Here is a 15,532-nt window from a genome sequence, read left to right on the forward strand (position 1 = left end):
AGCCCGACGCGGCCCTACACGACGTAGGACGGTGCCGAGCAGACCCACCCGACACCTCCCTGTGTCAGACCGCCACGAACCAGCCAACCGGAAGTACGCGGCCCACGCCAGACCACGGCCACAACAACGGCATCGACGGGTGGAGACGAAGTCCCCGTCCGCGATTCTTTCCGCGGGCGGGCCTGTTTCACGCACCTGTCGGGTGGCCGACCGTGGTGGGCACCGTCGCGGCAGTCACCGCCGTCCTCGCCGAGGCCGGGCTCGGACCGCGCAACCCGGACACCTTCAATCCCTCATCCTGGTGGGGGATTCTCGCATCACAGCCACCGTCGACGGCTACACGGGGCTGGCTCGCGGCGATCGCCGCCGTCGCCGTGATCACCCTGTGCATCTGCTGGTGCGCCCTCGTCCGCTCGATCACTCATTCGGCCGCTCACACCACCGAGAACGCGGTGGATTCGCACGATAGATGGCATATATCCGATAGGCCGTCTATGTTCGATACGCTCCCAAGTGGCTCCGAGCATACCCGTGGGGCAGCGCGCCCCGCCACGCGCCGTACCACCACCGCCCGGGTGGTCGTTACCTCCATCGGGTGGAATCTGCCGTTCGCGCTCGGCCCGCCACTGTTCAGCCGGGACGTCTACGCCTATGCGAGCCAGGGCGAACTCGCCCGGCACGGGCTCGATCCGGCGACGCACGGCGTCTCGGCGTTACGCGCGCTGGGTCCACAGATGGAACCCTTCGTGACCGCGGTCGACCCGCGCTGGCGTGACACCCACGCTCCCTATGGGAGCACGGCCGTTCTCGTCGAGAAGGCGGCGGCCACGGTCGGCGACGCGCTGGCCGGTACCGGGCCGCTCGGTGCCGTCATCGTGCTGCGGCTCGCCGCCGTGCTCTCGGTCGTGGCGCTCGTCGCGCTCACCCCGCGGCTGCTGCCCGGCCGCGGGAACCCCCGACGGACCGCCCTGGTACTCGCGCTGCTGGCCGCGAACCCCGTCACCGCCATCCACCTGACCGGCGGAGCCCATCTGGACGCCCTGGCCGCCACCCTGACAGTCACCGCACTGCTCCTCGACCGCCACCGCCACCCGAGGATTGGTGACCCAATCCCGTCGAATCGCGAGAACGAGGGAACAAGTGGCTGTCATGGCAGCCACTTCCATCACTTCCGTACTCGTTCTCTTGACCAGGGTGGGGTGCGCGGGCGTTTGGGCGGCGGTGTGGGGCGGTGGTGGCCGGGCGGGAAGCGGGAGCGGGTGGGATGGGGACAGGCGGGGTACGGGCGCCCGCGACGGTCCCGTCGGTGGCCGCGGTCTCGGTGGTCGACCGGGTCCCAGTGGTCGACGCGGGCGGGTGCGCTGCGCTGCGCCGCGGTCGCGCTTGCCTGTCTCGCTGGGACGGTCAAGGTGACCGCCTTCCTCGCCCTTGCCGTGCTGGTCCTCGTCCACCTGCGTGAACGGGTCGCAGCCGGCCACACCGGGAGGGCCACCGCCGGCCACGGCCGAAGCGACCGCGGAAACCACGACGAGAACGGCGAAGCATCCCCCGCACGCCGGTCAGTGGTCGCGGCCGGCGCGGGGAGCGCCCTTTTCGATCTTTCGGTTGCGGCGGTGACGATGGCGGTGAGCATGGTCGCGGCCGGCTTCGGCCCGACCTGGATCGGCGCGCTGGCCACCTCTGGACAGTCGCGGACCGGCATCGCACCCGCCGCGTTGCTCGCCCACCTGATCCGGCTACCGCTGGGCCTGCTGGGTCTGCTGAACCTGCCGGGCCCGTGGGATACCGGCGATCAGGCCGAGACGGCGCTCGCTGCCGGGCGGGCGGTGTCGCTGGCCGTCGCCGCGGCCGTCGTCGCCTGGCTCCTCGTGCGCGCCTGGCGCAGACCATCCCTGCCCCCGTGTCTGCCCGCGCCATCCCATCCGGCGCTGTCGTCCGCTCCGGCACCATCCGTCATGACGCCATCCGGCCCGACAGCTGCCGACCCGACAGCATCCGCGCCGGCAATGTCTGGCCCGGTGACATCCGCTCCGACGTCGCCCGGCCGGGCGACGCCCGCCCCAGCACCATCTACGCCGGCAACGTGCGGCCCGACAGCACCCGCTCCGACAGCACCCTCTCCGGCGCTGCCCGTTGCTGTAGCGGGCACGTCGGCGTCGGCGCGAGGGTGCGTGCCGGACGATGTCGCCATCGTCGGGGTCGGGGGGATGGCGGTTGCCCTGGGTAGCCCGGTCGTCTACCCGTGGTATCTGGCGCCCACTGTTCCGGCGCTCGCCGTCATCGCAGCCAGCGGCGGATCCGCGGCGGCGCGCCGACTGGTGATCGTCACGTCGGTGGTGCTGTGCGTGACGTCGCTGGCGTCGCTGGCTCCGACCTGGGCCCTGCTGGGCCGGGCAGCTCCACCCGGCACACCCACAGCCATGATCATAAGCGTGGCTGTGGGGGCCGCCGCCCTGGGCGCGCTGCTCGCGCGACCTCGCCGACGGCGAACCAGCAGACGATGACCAGCAACAGGTTGCGCACCACCAGCAGCAGGCTTGCGACGACCTGTCCCGCGAGCAGGTCGTCGTACCGGATCGGGTAGACCACCAGAGAGATCAGGCAGATCGCCGGCAGCCCGACGGTGATCCACCGACGTGGCGGGGCAGGCTGGGCCGCCCGAGCACCGACCGGGCCCACCCCGGTGTCCGGACCGGTCCGGGAGGGCGCGCCGGCCCGGTCCGGACCGCCAGCGCCCGTCCCGGTCGCAGGTTCGGTGCCGGTACCGCTGACCGAGTCCAGCCCGGTGTGGCCCGCCGCGAGCTCCGGGCCCGCCATCGGTGCCGCCCCCGCGGTGCAGCCGGCGCCGATGGCCGCTCCCCGGCCCGCGGCAGGGCCGACAACAGGGCCGATAACAGGACTGGCAACAGGAGCGGTACCGGTGGCCAGGCCCGGACCGCTGGCCGGACCGCTGGCCGCCGGGTTCGGCCACAAAGGACGGCAGGCGGCGACCGCCAGCAGCCACACCAGGTACTGGGGGCTGAGCACCCGGCTCGTCACCAGGACGATCAGGAGCAGCGCCAGCATCCGGTCCGCCGGATTCGTGGCCGCACGTGACCGCAGGGGTGTCCACCACCACACGGTGGCACCGAGCACGGCCACGATCTCCGCCACTGAGCAGGCCGTCGCCACGGCGCGTGCCGCCGGGGAGCCGAACTGGAACGATCCCCAGTCGTAGACCGGGCCCGAGCCCAGGCCAACCATGTGCGCCAGGACGAACGGGGTCGCCGGGACGGCCTCGGTCTGCAGGCCGCGAGCTTCCTGCGCGCCGAGGAAACCGAACGCCTCCCGCCACCAGCCCGTCGCGAACAGCACCGCGGCCACCAGCGCCACCGCCGCCGCCAGCCCGCCGGCCAGCCTGGCCAGGGCCGGCCACGACGCCGTACCGGTGGCACGCGCCACCAGCGGGCCCGGACGCGCGTCGCGGGCCGGCGCCGGGCCCGCGCCAGGGACCGGGCCGCGTGCTCCCACCACGCGGCCGAACGCGGGCAGGAGCAGCACCGGCCACACCTTGAGCAGGACGCCGAGGCCGACCGCGAGCCCCACCCGCCCCCACCGCCGGTCGGTGGCACCGACCAGCGCGGCCACCACCAGAACGGCCGGCAACAGGTCGAAACGGGCCAGTGCGACCGGTCCGAGCGCGCAGATCCCCAGCAGCCAGAAGCGGGCCGCGGACGCCGAGCGCCGGGCCAGCATGCCGGTGACCGCCGCGTCCGCCGCGAGGATCATCAGGAAGAAACCGACCTCGTAGGGCAGCCTGGTGACCGTCTCCAGCACGGACGGGACGGCAAGCGCGATCGCCGCGGCCGGCGGGTACTGCCAGCGGTCGTCGTCGACGGGGAGCCCCGCGCCGTGCACCAGGCCGTGGCCCCAGTGGTCGTAGAGCCGGACGTCGCCAAGCACCCCGTGCTGCGCGCCCAACGTCCTGCCCGCGACGGCGAGGATGACCAGGAGCACCCGGGAGACCAGCCAGAAGATCCGAATCCGGCGGGCCGACCAGGGCCTGAACCATGGCTGCGTCCACCGGGACAGGCGCGCCGGCGGCACAGGCCGGCCGGGATACCCGGGGCGGGATGGGATCCGTCGCGACACGGACAGGCGCCGGCCCGGCCGCCGTGGCGCCGGCCCGGCGGTACCGATGTCAGCCGTCCGCACGTTCCATGACGGTATCCGCCGCCAGAGTGCCAGGTCCCGCCTACCCGGCTGGGCCGGGGCTGTCCCGGTTCGGGTGGCGCCGGTCCGGGCGGTTCCCGCGGCCGGCCCCCTCGTACCCGGAGCATTCGTACCCGGAGCCCTCGTGCAACTGCCGTTCGTATCCTGCGCCCTCGTACAACTGCCGTGGCCGGGCCCGCTCGCGCCGGCCAGGCCGCTCGCGTCCGCCCCGCGGAGCGCGGCGCGCGGCATGATCCGGGACGGAACCGGCATGGTCGACGCCGCCCTGCGCCGACAGCCGCATGACTGCCTCAAGGTCGTCCGCCGGGGATATCCTGTTCCGCCGTTGGTGGCCGCAGGCCTCACAGCGGTGGAGCAGGATGGTTCGCCCGGCGCGCACCTCCACCGCGACCGGACGCATCGACCCCGCGCAGTCGGCGGCCCGATCGCCGGGGTTGACGTCCACGTGCCGGGACCACAGGCAGCGCGGGCAGTGGTTGGTGTAGCCGTCGCCGCGCACCGGCGTCCCGCAGGCAAGGCAGCGGAAGTCCTCGGCGGTACGGGTGAAGCGACGGGTCACCGCATGACAGTAACCGCATGACAGCAACCGCATGCCCGGCAGTGGCCGCGTGACAGTATGGGACGGGCGGCACGCGGGCGGTGGCGGTGACCGACTCCGCCCGAAGGCGTGATCTTCTTCATGCGGTGCCAGGCAGGCGGGGTTGACGAGGGAGGATCCCGCGTGTCGACCGGCTCGGCCGAAGTTGTCGGACCCAGCCTCTGAAATAGTGGACGGCGAAGCACATTCCTGTGATTCGCGGATCCCAGCCGGAGGAGGTTGATCATCAAAGTGAACGCCGCTCACGTCCTGGCGCCCGAATCGCAGGCCTTCCAGGGGTCGCACGATCCCGTGCGGACGCCCGCATCGTCCGACCCGCCGGAATCCGATCACCAAACGGCGTCATCCGACCACCAGTCGCGACTGGCGCATGATGCCGACGCGGCCGGCCCGGCGGCGGCGCTCGACGAACGCCAGCGCCGGGTGCTGGAGTTCGAACATCACTGGTGGCGATACGCGGGCGCCAAGGAGACCGCGATCCGCGCCGAGTTCGGCATCTCCGCGACCCGCTACTACCAGATCCTGAACGCCCTGATCGACTCCCCGGCCGCGCTCGCCACCGACCCGATGCTGGTCAGACGGCTGCGCAGGCTGCGGGCAACGCGACGGCGCGCGCGCTCGGGCCACACCGGCCGACCCGACCCCGCCGAGATCTGAGTACCGCCATGACCGAGACCATCTCTTCCGTGACTCCCCCCCGGCCGCCGCGGCTGCGCCGGTGGGACCGGTTGCACGGGATCGCCGCCGGGGCCGTCGCCGTGCTCGCCGTGTTCGGCTGCATCCTGATCATCAACCTGGCCAACGACCCCTCGCCGGACACCGCGACAGCCGCCGCGACCGCTTCCCCGGCCCAGGCCACGGTTGCGGCCGCGCGGTCCGCCGGTGGCGTGTCCACGGCCGCGCCGGCGGCACCCGCCGCGTCGGCGACGAGCGCCCGTCCGTTACCGGTAGAAACATCACAGCCGCCGAAGGCGGTTGTTCCCGTCCCGCCGTCGACCGCGCCAAAGCGCGTCTTCGCCCCCGTCCTGATCCTGAACAACTCCAGGGAGCAGGGGCTTGCCGACGCTGCCCGGGCGCGGCTGGAAGCCGCCGGCTTCACGGTGACCCGGGTCGGCAACTACAACGCGACGTACAACGTCGCGGTACCGACCGTGTTCTACGCGCCGGAGCGGAAGGACGCCGCCGAGACCCTGCAGGAGTTGATCCCGGATGTCAGAGCCTCGGCTCCCAAAAGCGCGCACTTCATCTCGGACGATCCGCTCATCCTTGTCATCACCAAGGATTTTCAGATCGACCCGCCCGAGTGACGGACCTGAGCCCATGACTTCCACACCCGGTACCAGCAACACACCCGGTACCAGCGGTACGCCCGGCAGCGGCCCGCTCGCCGAGGCGCCCCGGACGCTGGCCGGCGGCTCCGGGCTCGCCGCGCTGCTCACCGACCCGCGGCATGCCCTGGTCGCGCTCGACTACGACGGCACCCTCTCACCCATCGTCAACCGCCCCTCCGACGCCGTTCCCGCGCCCGGTGCGCTGCGCGCCCTGGCCCGGCTGGCCGAACGGGTCGGATCGGTCACCATCATCACCGGTCGCCCGGTCGAGGCCCTGCTCTCGCTCACCCGGTTCGCCGACGAGCCGGGGCTGCGCTCGCTGTCCGTCCTCGGCCAGTACGGGCTACAACGCTGGGACGCCTCCACCGGAACGATCACCAGCCCCGAGCCGCTGCCCGGAGTGGCCGCGGTCCGGGCCGCGCTGCCCAGGCTCCTGCAGGACGCACCCGCCGGGACCGTCGTGGAGGACAAGGGGCATGCCCTGGTCGTCCACGTCCGCCGCACCGCCGACCCGGACGCGTCGCTGGCCTCGCTCACGCCCGCGCTGACCGTCCTGGCCAGGGACAACGGGCTGGATGCCGCGCCTGGCAAACGGGTGCTGGAACTACGCCCGCCCGGCCACGACAAGGGCCGGGCGCTGCGCGACCACGCGGCCGAGCTGGGCGTCCGCTCCGTGCTGTTCGCCGGCGACGACCTCGGCGACCTGCCGGCCTTCGACGCGGTCGACGAGCTGCGGGCCGCCGGCGTCCCCGGGCTGACCGTGTGCAGCGACGGCCCGGAGGTCCCACGGGCGCTGCGGGAGCGGGCCGATCTCGTCGTCCCCGGCCCGGAGGGAGTGGTGGCGCTGCTGCGTCTGCTCGCCGACCGTCTCGCCTAGTAGACTGTCGCTGCTTAGTTCTGGTGTGTCTTGTGTCTGGGTGAGAGGGTTGGGTCTGGCAGGTCTCCCCGTCCCTCTGCCGGTCAGGACTGTGTCGTGGGTTCGCAGAAGAAGTGGCCGGTCACCTTGACCGAGGCTGATCGTGACGAGTTGGTTCGGGTGACCTCGACGGGGGTTCATCCGGCGTCGATGATCCGGCGGGCGCGGGTCCTGCTCGCGTTGGACACCTCGGTCGGCCCGGTTGCCTCCCAAGAAGAACTCGTGGTCCGGGTCGGGGTCTCGGGTGAGACGCTGCGGCTGGTCGCGAAGCGGTTCACCGAGACCGGTGGGGATGTGGGGGCCACGATCGGTCGGAAGGCACGGGAGCTTCCCCCGGTGCCTTCCCCGGTGACCGGCGAGGTTGAGGCCAGACTGATCGCGCTGGCATGCTCGCAGCCACCGGCTGGTTATGCACGCTGGTCGCTGCGGCTGTTGGAAAAGCACGTCGCGCTGGTCGCCGACATCCCGGACCTGGACCATTCCACCATCGGCCGGGTCTTAAAAAAACGAGGTTGCGTCCTCATCTGAGGAAGTGCTGGACCATCCCACCGAGGGCGAACGCGCAGTTCGCCGCGCGGATGGAAGACGTTCTGGCGGTCTACGCCCGGCCCCACAACCCGGGCGTGCCCGTGGTGTGCATGGACGAGAAGCCCTACCAGCTGTTGGCCCACGCCCGCGACCCGATCCCCGCCACGCCAGGGCGTGACCGGCGCGAGGACTCCGAGTACGTGCGCCACGGAACCTGCTCGATCTTCTGCTGGGTCGAGCCACTCGCCGGCTGGCGCCGCGTCCAGGCCACCCCACGGCGCACCAGGATCGACTGGGCACACCACGTCAGGCGCCTGCTCACCCTCGACTACCCCGACGCCGAACGGGTCGTGCTGGTCATGGACAACCTCAACACCCACGACATCTCCTCGCTCTACGAGGCCTTCGACCCGGCCGTCGCGTTCGCACTCGCGCAACGACTCGAGATCCACCACACCCCCAAACACGGCTCCTGGCTCAACATCGCCGAAATCGAACTCGCCGCCCTGACCCGCCAATGCCTCGACCGCCGCATCGACACCCTCGACGTCCTGAACACCGAACTCGACGCCTGGCAGACAGCCGTCAACGCCAACCAGCGCCAAGTCAACTGGCACTTCACCACCGATGACGCCCGCACCAAACTCCGCCACCTATACCCCACACATTAGCGGCGACAGTCTACTAGGACGCCGGCCGCCTCCAGCGTGGCCGCTCCGGCAGTGCGGTCACTGCACGTGGTTACTCCAGTAGTGCGTCGAGCTGGTCGCGGAACCATTTGCGCGGGGGGAGCCTGCCGGCGACAGCGGCGAGCCGGGCGCACCGGTCACGGCGCTCGTCGGCGGCCATCAGCAGCGCGGTGTGCAGCGCCCGGGCGGTCGCGCTCACGTCGAACGGGTTGACCACCAGCGCGTCGTCGGCCATCTCCACGCATGCCCCGGCCTCGCGGGAGAGCACCAGGGCCGCGCCGGGCCGGGAGAGCACCGCGCCTTCCTTCGCGACCAGGTTCATACCGTCCCTGATCGGGTTCACCACCAGCACCTCGGCCAGCGACAGTGCCGCCAGTGACCGTGGGTAGTCATCGTTGACCTCAAGCCGGACGGGCAGCCAGGTCGCGGTCGCAAACTCGTCCTCGATCTCCGCCACGATCCGCTGCACGGCAGCCGTGTACTCGCGGTATTCGGGAAGATCGTGACGGGACGGATAGGCGCACACGATGTGCACCACCCGACCTTGCCACTGTGGGTAGTCACGCAGGAGCTCCCGATAGGCGTCCAGGCCACGGACGATGTTCTTCGACAGTTCGGTCCGGTCCACCCGCACGATCACTCGCCGGCCCGCGGCGAGCTCGCGTATCTCGGTGGCACGGGCGGCCACATCCTGTCCGGACGCGCGTTTGAGCAGCCAGTCACCGTCGACTCCGAGCGGATGGACGCCGATCCGGACGACGCGGCCGCGGTAGCGCAGCCACGATCCGTCCGCACCGCCCATCCCGTCATGACGCCGGCCAGCATCGTCACGGCGGCCCGCGGCGGCCAGCATGCCGTCGAGGTGGCGTGCGCCATCCGTCTCGCTGCCGGAGCGACGCGCGTCGTCACCGACGCGACGCGGGCCGGCACTGTCACGACCAACCTCGGCGTCGGCGTCGGCGTCGGCCGCGAGCTCGACGTCGGCGGGAAGCAGCGCCTTGGCACATCGGCAGAACGCCTCCGCCCACCCGGGGGTGAGGAAGCCGAGCCGGTCGGCACCGAGCATGCCCTGGATGACCGCGCGGGCGACGTCGTCCGGCAGTATGCGGAAATACTCCGGCGGTGCCCACGGTGTGTGACTGAAATGGGCGATCCGCAGGTCCGGACGCAGGTTGCGCAGTTGCGCGGGCACCAGCGTCAGGTGGTAGTCCTGGATCAGGACGGCCGCGCCCGGCGCCGCCTCACGGGCCAGCGCCTCGGCGAACATCGCATTGTAGATCTCATACGCCTGCCAGTCGCGTTGGAAGGCCGCGTCGAAGGAGGGCTGGGACGCCGGCGCGTAGAGCAGGTGCAGAACGAACCACAACGTACGGTTGGCGACCGCGTTGTAGGCCCGGTCGAACACGACCCTGTCCACGTCGAGCATGTGGACGGCCGCACCCCCGGTGTCGTGACCGGCAAGATCCAGACGGCCGTCCGGCGTCGAGCGGGTGGCCCGCCGGTCGGCTTCGCTGAGCGCCGCGCACACCCAGACCAGTCCACCGCCAGCCCCGCCGGCAGAGTTGGAATCGCCGGCAGAGTCGGCCCCGCCGGCAGAGCGGGCCGGGCCAGCCGATCCGATGTCGCCGCTGGCGACCGCGTGCAGGCCGCTGACCAGCCCACCGCCACCACGGCGCACGACAAGCGACCCGTCGTCACCCGTCGCGAACGCCACCGGGCCGCGGTTGGAGGCGACAAGCACTCGGGCGGCCCCTCCACCGGCCACAGGACGCGGCGTTTCGTCGACCGACCGGACGTGACGCATCCTGCGAAGAGTAGTACCTCGGCAGACGGCCGCACGGCCGTCACTCAGGCCGCGGTACACCGATGCGTGCGGCCAGGCCACCGATGCGTGCGGCCAGGCCGTTGTCGGGGAATACTCGAGGGCCTGCGAGCGGTGCTGCCCGGCCCGTGCCGTGTGGGCACCCGCCTGACAGCACCCGCCTCACGGAGCTGTCGCTGGTCGGCATCCGATGACGGGTGGACGGCTGTTGTCATGTCGTAGCAACTACGGATTTGGCAACTTGTCGCCTGAAGTCGCATGAAGAGTCAATTGGGTAAGATTGTCTCTTACACCGTGTACCTGCCCAGCGACAACAACCGTACCGCCTTTTTTGATCTTTGTGGACATCGTGCCGCGGGGCATCGGTGACACTGTGACCACAGCCCTCCGGCCGGCCACGCAACACTCGCAGTCGACCGCGGCGCATCCCTCGACCAGCAGAAGGTCCGGACGGCGAGGAAGCCACATCCCTCGCGACCCACTCCTGGCAGGGTTACTGGCGGGACTACCCGGGCTTGTCGGCACCTGTCTGGTCGTAGCTACGGCCGGACGACTCGCGCTGCGCGACGGGGTTGAGCCACCGACCAGATGGCTGGGTCTGCTCGCCCCAGTTCGGCTCGACCGGGCGTCGACACTGCCCGCCTTCATGATCATCGGGGTTGTGCTGGCTCTGGGCGCCTGGTTGTGCCTGTGCCTGCTGGCGAGCCGAGGCAGGGTCTCACTGCGCGGTACGGTGATCATCCTGGCCATGTGGTTCATACCTGCCGCCGCGGGGCCGCCGATCCTGAGCCTGGACGTCTACAGCTACATCGCGCAGGCAGCGATGCTCGGCTCGGGCCTCGACCCCTACCGCAGTGGCCCGATCGTCCTGGGTGACCATCCGGGCCTGCTGGCGAGCGATCCTGTCTGGCGGACGTCCAGAGCTCCGTATGGCCCGCTGGCTCTCGGTCTGTTGAAGGCTGCCTACGCGCTGTCCGGTGACAGCGTGCTGACCTCGGTTGTCATCCTGCGCATCACGGCGTTCACCGGTGTCGTCGTCATCGTGACGTGCGTAGCGCTGGCAGCGGATCCGCAACGGCGGCCGCTGGCTGTCGCCGTGGCCGCGAGCCCAATAATAATTATGCAGTTGTTGGGGGCCGTCCACCTCGAAGCGGTCATGGTTGCCCTGCTCACCGCCGGACTGCTGGCCGCCAGGGCACGACATCCGGCGCTGGCCCTGGTACTGCTCACCGCGGCAGCCGCGGTGAAGTGGCCCGCGGCATTCGCGATCGTAGCGGTGATCGCATGGCACGCCGTGCGGCCCTCGCCCGACCGGACCGGTGAATCCGGGTGGGCCCACCCGCCCCGACGGGCCCGCCTGTTCCGACGGACTTACCTGTTCCGACGGACCTACCCGTCGCAGTGCAACGGCGTGCGGTCGGTGGCGCGGGATACCGCTGTGGTGGCCGTGTCCGGGCTGTTCCTCGTGCTGCTGGTTCCGGACGGGCTGGGATGGTTACGTTCAGTGTTCACTCCGGCGGCAGGTCTCACCCTCTACGCACCGACGGTCGGCCTTGCCGACGCGCTCACCAGACTGGGCGACATCACCAACGCAAGGATCGAGTTCGCCGAGGCGCTGGGCGTGACCCGCACGGCCGGCATCGTGCTGACCGCGGCGGTGATGCTCCGGCTGCTGGCGACCATACGCGGGCGGGACATCACCGCCACTGTCGGCTGGGGGCTGCTGACGCTGTCGGCGCTCGGTCCCGTCCTGTATCCGTGGTATCTGACCTGGGGGCTGCTGCCCCTGGCCATGGCCATGAACCGCCAACGTCTGGCTGTCGTCGTCACCGTGTCCGCGATCGGCGCGTTTCTCGCGCTGCCGCACTGCGAGCTGCTCTTCGCCGGTCTGCCCGGCGCCGCCCCGTGGTTGCAACGCCAGGCGCCGGCCATCGCGATCAGTACGCTCGCCCTCGTATCGATCTCTGCGGCCGCCCTCGTCCGCCACAGCAACGGCTGGTCCGGCGCGGCAACCATCGAACGCTGACACCGCCGACCCGCGCCGACACCGATGACCTGTTCAGCCGATGTGGCCCTGTTCAGCCGGTGTCGCAAGAAGCAGGGGCAGGAAGCAGGGGGCAGAAGGTAGTGACCGGACGAACATGGCGGACGGCCTGTCCAGGTCCGCGGGAGCGCACCGCCAGGCGCCGCTGTCGGGCCGGGAGGCGGGATCGGGTCGGGAGACGCTGCTGGGCCAGGGTGGCAGCCGCGGGGTCGCTCGGGGCCGCGCTTCTCGTGCTGATCGTCCTGCTTGCGCTCGGGACCAGGATCGACCTGGCGGTCTACCGGCTGGGTGGCAGCGCGTTCCTGCACAATCTGCCGCTGTACGACCAGGTGATGCCTGGGACGGGCCTGCCCTTCACCTATCCGCCGTTCGCCGCCATCCTGTTCGGTCCGTTCGCCGTCCTGCCGAAAACCGCCGCGCAGGCTGTGTGGGGGATCATCCTGCTAGCCTGCCTGGCCGAGCTCACCCGCCAGGTGCTGACAGCGGCACGCCTGGACGGGCTCATGACCCGGCCGCTGCCACTGACCGCCGTCGCCGCGGGCGTCCTGCTCATGGAGCCGGTCCGGAGCAATCTCGCATACGGTCAGATCAACATCCCGCTGATCCTGATGATCATTCTCGATCTGTGCCGCCGCACCGGGCCCCTGCCCCACGGTGCGCTGATCGGCGCTGCCGGGGCGGTGAAACTCACCCCGCTGATCTTCATCCCGTACCTCCTGTGCACAGGGCGACGACGCGACGCCGGTGTCGCCGCTGCCACGTTCACCGCATGCTCAGCCGCGGCCATGCTCATCGCGCCGTCGGATTCGACGCGCTTCTGGACGCGGCTCGCACTCGACCCCACACATGTCGGCGGGATCGCGTACGCCGGCAACCAGTCGGTCACCGGTGTGCTGACCCGGGTCACCAGACATCCCGTGCACGACGCGGCCTGGTACCGCGTGGTCGTGCTGAGCATCGCCATCGCGGGCCTCGCGGTGGCGATGGCGGCCGGCCGGCGGAACGAACCGTTGTCCGGCTGGTCGGCCTGTGGCATCACCGGCCTGCTCGTGTCACCGATCTCCTGGACGCACCACTGGCTGTGGGTGCTGCCGGCGCTGGCCACACTGGCAGGTCCACGACGGCCGCGTGGGGGGCGTCTCGCGGCGCTGGGCGGCTTCACACTGCTCGTCCTCTCCCCGCTGTGGTGGTTACCCAACGAGGACGACCGCGAATACCGGTGGCACGGCTGGCAGCTCGTGATCGGGAACTCCTACGTAATCGCAGCCGTCCTCTTTCTCCTCGTGATCGGCGTCCACGTGTTCCGCCCGCATGCTCCTGCCGGGCGGCACGGGGGTCAGACGGCGGCGGGCCGCGGCGTGGGCAGAACCGAACGCACCGCGCTCACCCACCCGGCGCCGAGGGTGCCGTCCTCCACGATGACGTTGTCGTAACCGGGCAGCAGATCGATCAGGTCCGTGTGGTGCAGCGCGTTCGCGACAAGGTGCATGCGGCCGACGTGGTCGGCCATGACCAGGTCGCTGGCGGAGTCCCCGATCGCAATCGCCTGCTCCGGGCGCAGCCCCCGGCGGGCCAGGTCGAAGGCCACCGCGGCCCCCTTGCTGACCCCGTCGGGCACCAGGTGGTAGACGTGCGGAACATCGTCCAGATCTGGCATGGTGGCCCGCGCGATGATGCCGTTGTCGCGCATGGTCAACCATCCATAACCTTCCGCGGCAAGCCACGCGTCGGCCGCGACCACGTCGATGTTGCCCCGCAGCATGATGTCGATCTCACGGCCACGGATCCAGGAGCGGTGCGCCTCCAGGCGTCCCGGATACTGGGCGACCAGCGCCGTGACCAGCTCGTCGGGTATCCGGTCGAACGTCTCGGGCATGGCTCCGCGCAGGATCTGGCTGCTGTGCCCGTGGTCCCAGCCGACGATGGCACCGAGTTCGGCGATGAAACCGTCCGCCCCGAAGATCGAGGCAGCCTCCGTGAGCTGAGGCCGGGTCCGTCCGCTGACCAGGACCAGCGCGATGCCGGCCCGGTGCAGATCGATCAGGGCGTGCGCCGGGTCCAGGGTGACGGAGTGATCTTCGCTGCGGAAGAAGCATCCGTGTGGCCCCACCATGGTCCCGTCGAGATCGGTATAGACGACCCGGACACTCATCGGTGCTGTCCTCCTGTTCACGCTGTTCGCGCTCTTCATGACGTTCGCGCTCTTCATGACGTTCACGCTGTTCGTGGCGTTCGTGGCGGCTGGACGTTCGTGGCACGTGGGACGGGGCGGGCGTTTCGTGGGGCCGTGCCGCGCCACGGTGTCGGGGCTGTCACCTGGTGCAGGCCACCTGTCCGGGACAGCCCGTACCCTGCCCACGGCGGCCCGTCTGGCGCGGCAGGGCCACGGTCAGCCGCTTTCCACCGGACCGTGGTACAGCCGGGCGTAGCGGGCGGCGTACTCCGGAATCGTGATCATAGGCGGCCGCTCCCGCACCGCCACCTGATGGGTACGCGGCTCCAGCCCGCTGTCACCGCGCCCGAACTGGGTCAGCGTCCCGCTGAGAGAGTCGGTGTGGACGCCCAGCCTGGTCCACGCCGCATGGATGATCTCCGCAGCCATCCGTCCAAGGGCCTCGTCGGACTGGTGACGGTGGACCTTACGGCCGACCTCGACCTGAGCGAGGGCGTCCACTCCCAGCAACGAGCACACGTCCACGACCTGGGCGAACTCGATGCCGTAGCCGGAGACGAACGGCAGTTGTTCCAGCAGGGCCCGCCGGCCTGCGAACTCACCGGCCAGCGGCTGCACCAGCCCGGCGAGCTGTGGCCAGTGCAGGTTGAGCAGGGGGCGCGCGACGAGTTCGGTGACCCGGCCGCCACCGCCGGGCAGCAGCCCCCCGGCCAGCGGCCGGTCGTAGGACGCCTTGACGTAGGACACCGCGCTCTCGGTCAGCAGCGGCCCGAGCAGCCCGGTGACCAGGCTCGCGTCGAAGTCCTCCAGGTCGGCGTCGACGAAGACCACGATGTCCCCGGACGTGGCGTACAGGGACTTCCACAGAGCCTCGCCCTTGCCCGCGACCCGCCCGTAGCCGGTGAGGATTCGCTCCTCGGCGAACACCGAGGCGCCCGCGGCGGCCGCCTCGGAGGCGGTCGCGTCGACCGACCCCGGATCGATGACAACGATCTCGTCGATGAGGGGGACCGCGACCACGAGATCGCGACGGACCGCCGAGACGATCGCGCCGACGGTGGCCGCCTCGTTCAACGCGGGCAGTACCACGCTGATCGGCTCTACCTTACGGGCCAGTAGTTCCCCTGGCGAGAAGTCCCGCCCGTAATACGTCCTATGCTCGAACCAACGGTATACGTCAGACCGCACACGGACTACAGTACGGACTGACAACCGCATA

At 70.7% G+C, this 15,532-nt stretch carries 13 protein-coding genes; 8 read left to right on the forward strand and 5 right to left on the reverse strand.

Annotated features, from left to right (window positions below; genetic code table 11):
- The first annotated feature begins 494 nt into the window (after positions 1–494).
- Positions 495–2,504 (forward strand): polyprenol phosphomannose-dependent alpha 1,6 mannosyltransferase MptB, encoded by a 2,010-nt coding sequence (gene mptB, locus FSYMDG_RS29005; protein ID WP_258165210.1) that lies wholly within the window; start codon positions 495–497, stop codon positions 2,502–2,504.
- On the opposite strand, the gene FSYMDG_RS21760 is transcribed toward mptB (FSYMDG_RS29005), so the two are convergent.
- Both FSYMDG_RS21760 and FSYMDG_RS30215 read right to left on the reverse strand, forming a co-directional pair.
- Positions 2,425–3,996 carry a glycosyltransferase family 87 protein gene (locus FSYMDG_RS21760; protein WP_166462334.1) on the reverse strand — a complete coding sequence of 524 codons (1,572 nt, stop codon included), beginning with the start codon at positions 3,994–3,996 and terminating at the stop codon, positions 2,425–2,427. The genes mptB (FSYMDG_RS29005) and FSYMDG_RS21760 overlap by 80 nt on opposite strands.
- A 238-nt stretch (positions 3,997–4,234) precedes the next feature.
- Positions 4,235–4,771 carry an RNHCP domain-containing protein gene (locus FSYMDG_RS30215; protein WP_131774134.1) on the reverse strand — a complete coding sequence of 179 codons (537 nt, stop codon included), beginning with the start codon at positions 4,769–4,771 and terminating at the stop codon, positions 4,235–4,237.
- A gap of 270 nt (positions 4,772–5,041) precedes the next feature.
- Between FSYMDG_RS30215 and FSYMDG_RS21770 the strand changes: the two genes are divergently transcribed.
- From FSYMDG_RS21770 to FSYMDG_RS29020, 5 genes are all read left to right on the forward strand, one after another.
- Complete coding sequence (locus FSYMDG_RS21770) at positions 5,042–5,467, forward strand: DUF3263 domain-containing protein (protein WP_013875524.1); 426 nt, start codon at positions 5,042–5,044, stop codon at positions 5,465–5,467.
- A gap of 8 nt (positions 5,468–5,475) precedes the next feature.
- Positions 5,476–6,117 (forward strand): LytR C-terminal domain-containing protein, encoded by a 642-nt coding sequence (locus FSYMDG_RS21775; protein ID WP_013875525.1) that lies wholly within the window; start codon positions 5,476–5,478, stop codon positions 6,115–6,117.
- A 13-nt stretch (positions 6,118–6,130) separates the two neighbouring features.
- Positions 6,131–7,018, forward strand: a complete 888-nt coding sequence (gene otsB, locus FSYMDG_RS21780) for a trehalose-phosphatase (protein WP_013875526.1) — start codon at positions 6,131–6,133, stop codon at positions 7,016–7,018.
- Positions 7,019–7,114: 96 nt separating this feature from the next.
- Positions 7,115–7,585 carry a helix-turn-helix domain-containing protein gene (locus FSYMDG_RS29015; RefSeq protein WP_043602714.1) on the forward strand — a complete coding sequence of 157 codons (471 nt, stop codon included), beginning with the start codon at positions 7,115–7,117 and terminating at the stop codon, positions 7,583–7,585.
- Entirely contained in the window at positions 7,570–8,256 is a 687-nt protein-coding gene (locus FSYMDG_RS29020; RefSeq protein ID WP_237702726.1) for an IS630 family transposase, read from the forward strand. The genes FSYMDG_RS29015 and FSYMDG_RS29020 overlap by 16 nt, the downstream gene beginning before the upstream one ends.
- Positions 8,257–8,326: 70 nt before the next feature.
- Here the strand turns inward: FSYMDG_RS29020 and FSYMDG_RS21795 are convergent, their stop codons facing one another.
- Positions 8,327–10,015 carry an alpha,alpha-trehalose-phosphate synthase (UDP-forming) gene (locus FSYMDG_RS21795; RefSeq protein ID WP_013875527.1) on the reverse strand — a complete coding sequence of 563 codons (1,689 nt, stop codon included), beginning with the start codon at positions 10,013–10,015 and terminating at the stop codon, positions 8,327–8,329.
- Positions 10,016–10,469: 454 nt separating this feature from the next.
- Between FSYMDG_RS21795 and mptB (FSYMDG_RS26565) the strand changes: the two genes are divergently transcribed.
- Together mptB (FSYMDG_RS26565) and FSYMDG_RS26570 are read left to right on the forward strand one after the other, a co-directional pair.
- Positions 10,470–12,122: a polyprenol phosphomannose-dependent alpha 1,6 mannosyltransferase MptB gene (gene mptB / locus FSYMDG_RS26565; RefSeq protein ID WP_013875528.1), complete on the forward strand. Its 1,653-nt coding sequence runs from the start codon at positions 10,470–10,472 to the stop codon at positions 12,120–12,122.
- Between the two features lie 212 nt (positions 12,123–12,334).
- The gene (locus FSYMDG_RS26570; protein WP_013875529.1) at positions 12,335–13,573 is read left to right on the forward strand and encodes a glycosyltransferase 87 family protein; all 1,239 of its coding nucleotides are present in this window, start codon (positions 12,335–12,337) and stop codon (positions 13,571–13,573) included.
- On the opposite strand, the gene FSYMDG_RS21810 is transcribed toward FSYMDG_RS26570, so the two are convergent.
- Positions 13,477–14,292, reverse strand: coding sequence for an HAD family hydrolase (locus FSYMDG_RS21810; protein ID WP_013875530.1), 816 nt, complete (start codon positions 14,290–14,292; stop codon positions 13,477–13,479). The genes FSYMDG_RS26570 and FSYMDG_RS21810 overlap by 97 nt on opposite strands.
- A 237-nt stretch (positions 14,293–14,529) precedes the next feature.
- Entirely contained in the window at positions 14,530–15,531 is a 1,002-nt protein-coding gene (locus FSYMDG_RS21815; protein ID WP_013875532.1) for a glucosyl-3-phosphoglycerate synthase, read from the reverse strand.
- Between the last annotated feature and the right edge of the window lies 1 nt (position 15,532).

It is taken from the genome of Candidatus Protofrankia datiscae (assembly GCF_000177615.2).
In the GTDB taxonomy this organism is placed as follows: Bacteria; Actinomycetota; Actinomycetes; order Frankiales; family Frankiaceae; genus Protofrankia; species Protofrankia coriariae.